The 3770-nt window shown below is 64.8% G+C and carries 5 protein-coding genes and 1 pseudogene; all 6 read right to left on the bottom strand.

The window, feature by feature from the left end:
• Positions 1-762, bottom strand: a 762-nt coding sequence (locus RMO12_RS06795; RefSeq protein WP_309638703.1) for a proton-conducting transporter membrane subunit, incomplete at its 3' end; no start/stop codon positions are given.
• A gap of 43 nt (positions 763-805) precedes the next feature.
• Positions 806-1114, bottom strand: coding sequence for an NADH-quinone oxidoreductase subunit NuoK (nuoK, locus tag RMO12_RS06790; RefSeq protein ID WP_309626769.1), 309 nt, complete (start codon positions 1112-1114; stop codon positions 806-808).
• Positions 1111-1773 carry an NADH-quinone oxidoreductase subunit J gene (locus tag RMO12_RS06785; protein WP_309638702.1) on the bottom strand — a complete coding sequence of 221 codons (663 nt, stop codon included), beginning with the start codon at positions 1771-1773 and terminating at the stop codon, positions 1111-1113. The genes nuoK and RMO12_RS06785 overlap by 4 nt, the downstream gene beginning before the upstream one ends.
• 7 nt (positions 1774-1780) lie before the next feature.
• Positions 1781-2278 carry an NADH-quinone oxidoreductase subunit NuoI gene (nuoI, locus tag RMO12_RS06780; protein ID WP_309638701.1) on the bottom strand — a complete coding sequence of 166 codons (498 nt, stop codon included), beginning with the start codon at positions 2276-2278 and terminating at the stop codon, positions 1781-1783.
• Positions 2279-2305: 27 nt separating this feature from the next.
• On the bottom strand, positions 2306-3370 hold the full coding sequence (gene nuoH / locus RMO12_RS06775) for an NADH-quinone oxidoreductase subunit NuoH (protein ID WP_309638700.1): 1065 nt from the start codon (positions 3368-3370) through the stop codon (positions 2306-2308).
• Positions 3371-3380: 10 nt separating this feature from the next.
• Positions 3381-3770: pseudogene (locus RMO12_RS06770) on the bottom strand (hypothetical protein); the annotation flags it as partial.

The raw sequence follows: 3770 nt of genomic DNA, 5'->3' as shown, positions 1-3770 counted from the left end.
TTCCATGGAGTCGGGCAGCCACACGTGCAGCGGGAACTGCGCGCTCTTGCCCATGGCGCCGATGAACAGGCAAATGCACGCGACGGTGATCACCCGCCAGTCGGTGCCGGGAAACCCCAGCTCCGCAAGCGCCGGGCCCTTGGCAAACAGCTCGGCGTAGTCGAGCGTGCCGCCGTAGGCCAGCAAGAGACCGATGCCGAGGATGAAGCCGAAGTCGCCGACCCGGTTGACCAGGAAGGCCTTCATGTTGGCAAAGATCGCCGTGGGCTTGGTGTACCAAAAGCCGATCAGCAGGTAGCTCATCAGGCCTACCGCCTCCCAGCCGAAGAACAGCTGCAGCATGTTGTTGCTCATCACCAGCATGAGCATGCTGAAGGTGAACAGCGAGATGTAGGCGAAGAAACGCTGGTAGCCGGGGTCACCCTCCATGTAGCCGATGGTGTAGATATGCACCATCAGCGAGACGAAGGTCACCACCGTCATCATCATCGCCGTGAGGCCGTCGACGAGGAAGCCCACCTCCATCTTCAGCCCGCCGATCACGAGCCATTCGTAGACGCTGCCGTTGAAGCGAGCGCCGTCGAGTGCGACCGACTTCAGCACCGATGCCGACAGGATGAAGGCGACCAGCACGCCCAGGATGGTGAGCGCATGCGCGCCGCGCCGGCCCACGGCCTTGCCGAACAGGCCGGCTATGACCGCGCCCGCCAGCGGGGCGAGCGGCACGGCGATCAACGTCAAATGTGAAAGCACTGCAGCCATCTTGTTGTTCTCGTCTGGCGGGCCCTCTCGCCCGCGAATGCAATCAGCCCTTGAGCGTGTCGAGCTCGTCGACGTTGATCGACGTACGGTTGCGAAACAGCACCACCAGGATCGCCAGGCCGATGGCCGATTCGGCCGCCGCCACGGTGAGGATGAAAAACACGAATACCTGCCCGGCCATGTCGCCCAGGTAATGCGAGAAGGCGATGAAGTTCATGTTCACGGCCAGCAGCATCAGCTCGATGGCCATCAACAAGACGATCAGGTTCTTGCGGTTGAGAAAGATGCCGATGACCGACAAGGCAAACAAGATCGCGCCGAGCGAAAGATAGTGGCCCAGGGTGATCGTCATGCCGTGCCTCCGGCAGAGGCGGGGTCGGGCTTTGCTGCTGGCAGTTCGGGCGCGGGCGCCACCTCCGGCTTCATCTTGACCAGCCGCACGCGGTCGGCCTTCTTCGCCTTGACCTGCAGGGAGGCGTCCATGTGGCGGCTGTCCTTGCGCTTCCTCAAGGTCAGCGCAATGGCCGCGATGATGGCCACGAGCAGCAGCACGGCGGCGAGCTGCAGCGGGTAGAGGTAGCGCGTGTAGATCGCGATGCCCAGCAGCTTGGTGTTGCCGAGTTTCAAGGCCGCGGCCTCAGGCTGCGGCGCGTCGGTGAGGCGAAAGCCGCCGAGCAGCACGACCGCCATCTCGAGCGCGATCACGGCACCGATCACGAGCGCGAGCGGCAGGTTCTTCCAGAACCCGTCGCGCGCCGCGCTTTGCTTGGTATTGGCGTCGAGCATCATCACCACGAACAGGAACAGCACCATCACCGCGCCCACGTAGACGAGCACCAGCGCGATGGCCAGGAACTCGGCGCGCAGCAACATCCACAGGCAGGCCGCGTTGAAAAAGGCCAGCACCAGGAACAGCACCGCATACACGGCGCTGCGGGCCGTGATGACGCGAAACGAGGCGAACAGCAGGATGGCCGAGAAGACGTAGAACAGCGCGGTCTGGGTCGTCATGGGCGGCTCAGCGGTAGGCGGCGTCGGCCTGGCGGGCGGCTGCGATTTCGTTTTCGTAGCGGTCGCCCACCGCGAGCAGCATGTCCTTGGTGAAGTAGAGGTCGCCGCGCTTCTCGCCGTGGTACTCGAAAATGTGCGTCTCGACGATCGCATCCACCGGGCAGCTCTCTTCGCAAAAGCCGCAGAAGATGCACTTGGTGAGGTCGATGTCGTAGCGCGTGGTGCGCCGCGAGCCGTCGTCGCGCACCTCGGACTCGATCGTGATCGCCAGCGCCGGGCACACCGCTTCGCACAGCTTGCAGGCGATGCAGCGCTCCTCGCCGTTCTCATAGCGGCGCAGCGCATGCAGGCCGCGAAAGCGCGGCGACAGCGGCGTTTTTTCTTCCGGGAACTGGATCGTCATCTTGCGCGCGAGCGCATGCCGGCCCGTGAGCTTCATGCCCTTGAGCAGCTCGATCAGCAGGAAGGTGTTGAAAAATTCTTTGACCGAAGCCAGGGCAGACATCGCCGGCCTCCTCTCAACTCAAAACGATCATTGCCAGATGTTCCAGGGCGACTGCATCCAGCCGCCCACCACCACCAGCCAGATCAGCGTGATGGGAATAAAGATCTTCCAGCCCAGCCGCATGATCTGGTCGTAGCGAAAGCGCGGGAAGGTGGCGCGCACCCACAGGAACATCGTCACCACCACGAAGGTCTTCAGGCCCAGCCAGATCCAGCCCGGAACCCACGCCAGCAGCACGCTCTGCACCGGCGGCAACCAGCCGCCGAGGAACATGACCGAGGCCAGCGCCGACACCAACAGCATGTTGGCGTACTCGGCCAGGAAGAACATCGCGAACGCCATGCCCGAGTACTCGACCATGTGGCCGGCGACGATTTCCGATTCGCCCTCGACCACGTCGAAGGGGTGGCGATTGGTCTCGGCAATGCCGGCGATCACGTAGACCACGAAGATCGGCAACAGCGGCAACCAGTTCCACGACAGGAAGTTGAGGCCCTTGCCGGCGAAGAAACCGCGGTCTTGCCCGAGCACGATCTCGCTCATGTTGAGCGAGCCCGACACCATCAACACGACCACCAGCGCGAAGCCCATCGCGATCTCGTAGCTCACCATCTGCGCCGACGCGCGCAGCGCGCCGAGAAAGGCGTACTTCGAGTTGGAGGCCCAGCCGGCGATGATCACGCCGTAGACCTCCATCGAGGTGATGGCCATGATGAACAGCAGCCCGGCATCGATGTTGGCCAGCGCCACTTCCGGGCCGAAGGGGATGACCACCCAGGCCGCAAGCGCCGGCATGATGGTCATGACCGGGCCGAGCAGGAACAACGGCTTATTGGCCGCCGTCGGGATGATGATTTCCTTGAACATCAGCTTGACCGCATCGGCGATCGGCTGCAGCAGGCCGAAGGGGCCGACCCGGTTGGGGCCGACGCGAATCTGCGACCAGCCGATGGCCTTGCGCTCCCACAGGGTGAGGTAGGCCACGCAGAGCATGAGCGGCAGCACCAGGCCGACGATCTTGAGCAAATTCCACACGACCGGCCAGCCGCCGCCGAGCAGGCCGGTGCCCCATTGATTGAAGGTGTCGATCATCGGCGCGTCCTCAGGCGGCCGGCCGGTTGGCGGCAGACACGAGCTTGACCGACGCGGCGTGATGCTCGGGCTCGGCCGACAGCGGCTCGGCGCGCTCGACGGCGATCGCGCCGAACATCGCGCCGAGCGCGGCGGTGAGCGGATGAGCGGCGGGCACGCGCACGCAGTTGGCAGCGAGGCTGGCGTCGTGCCAGGCGGCCAGTCGCACCGAATGGCTGCCCTGCCGCACATGGACCGCGGCGTGTTCGCCCAGGGCCAGCCGCTCCCACACTGCCGTGGGCAGTCCGACGCGCGGCGGCCGTGCATCGGCGGTGAGCTGCAGCGAAGGCGCGCGGCGCAGCATCGCGTCGGCGCTGTAGATCGGCACGTCGGCGACGCGTTCGAGCCCTTGCGCAAACGC

Origin of the sequence: Methylibium sp. (assembly GCF_031393925.1) — a bacterium.
Classification (GTDB): domain Bacteria; phylum Pseudomonadota; class Gammaproteobacteria; order Burkholderiales; family Burkholderiaceae_C; genus Methylibium.
The sequence above is the reverse complement of the archived record's forward strand: the minus strand, read 5'-3'. Positions and strand labels throughout refer to the sequence as shown.

Excerpts from the sequence above, each read along its gene's own strand:
- RMO12_RS06785 (WP_309638702.1), bottom strand. The coding sequence starts at position 1,773 with ATGACGACCCAGACCGCGCTGTTCTACGTCTTCTCGGCCATCCTGCTG.
- nuoK (WP_309626769.1), bottom strand. The coding sequence starts at position 1,114 with ATGACGATCACCCTGGGCCACTATCTTTCGCTCGGCGCGATCTTGTTT.
- nuoH (WP_309638700.1), bottom strand. The coding sequence starts at position 3,370 with ATGATCGACACCTTCAATCAATGGGGCACCGGCCTGCTCGGCGGCGGC.
- nuoI (WP_309638701.1), bottom strand. The coding sequence starts at position 2,278 with ATGTCTGCCCTGGCTTCGGTCAAAGAATTTTTCAACACCTTCCTGCTG.